Below are 1,055 nucleotides of genomic sequence, written 5' to 3' on the forward strand. Positions count from 1 at the left end.
CCAAAATCAGCGGCGTCGGGGCTGCGATCCTCGTCCTGNTGCTCGCCCAGTCGGGCTGACAGAGCTGGCTGACCGGGCTCCCATCCGGAGGGGAGCCGGGAGTCCGGTCAGCCACCAACAACCGAAGAGGCAACATAAGAGGCAACCGAAGAGCCCGTACGGCCGAGAAGATCAGAAGCCGTCCGGGCACCACGGGCGCCGGGACGTACGGAACAGGGCGTCGGCGACGACGGCGGCGCCCGCCCGCTCCTCCGTCACCCGTCCCGCCGCCGCAAGCCGCACCGCGGACTCGTCACCGAGCCAGAGCGTCCCCAACTCACCTACGCCAAGGGACAGTTCGGCCGGGTCCGCGGTCGGCGCGCACACCGCACCGCCCGGCGACGCGTCAAGCCGGTAGCGGCCACCCGCGAGGCCCGCGCGGTCGCCGATCTCCAGGACGAGGGACGCCGACGCCTCGTACGTACGCGCCTCAAGGGCCCGTACGACATCCAGGATCCGCACCCAGAGCCAGTCCGTCTGCCTGCTGACGCGCGCGGCGCGCGGGTCGGGCAGGAAGAGCGGGAGCAGGTCGTCCGGGGCTCGGTTGCCCGTCTTCACCGTGCTGACCCAGTCGATCGAGCAGAGGTAGTGCCACAGGGCGCGTTCGGCCGCCGGCGTGGTGGCGATCAGCTTGTGCACGGTCGCGGTGTTCTGAGGCTGGCTGCTGTCGCTCCAGCTGTCCTCCGTCGCGTACGCGACCAGGCCCTCGACCTCGCCGGACGGGGAGCGGTAGAGCGCGTAGAAGGGCTCGGTCCACGGATGCTCCGGGGTCACCAGCTGCCCGGTGTTCTCCAGCCACCAGCGTTCGTCGCGGTCGATGACGCCGTGCCGCAGGGCGCGCAGCCGCTCGTGCAGGGGCGGGCCCTCCTTGCGTACGTCGCCGCCGTCCACGAGGTCGATGCGGGCGCCGTCGTCCGGGCCCGCCCAGCGGGGATCGAGCCCGGTCCGCGGTACGTCGATGATCCACTCGGTGGCGGTGGTGGCGGGCCCGAAGCCGTAGCGCCCGTAGATCGGGT

The 1,055-nt window shown here is 72.0% G+C and carries 1 protein-coding gene; it reads right to left on the reverse strand.

Annotated features, from left to right (window positions below):
* Positions 1-171 precede the first annotated feature (171 nt).
* Positions 172-1,055 (reverse strand): sterol carrier protein domain-containing protein (locus ACZ5CR_RS47215; RefSeq protein ID WP_468870248.1); only part of this gene is annotated, 884 nt, incomplete at its 5' end.

The organism is Streptomyces sp. NPDC031274 (assembly GCF_055570235.1).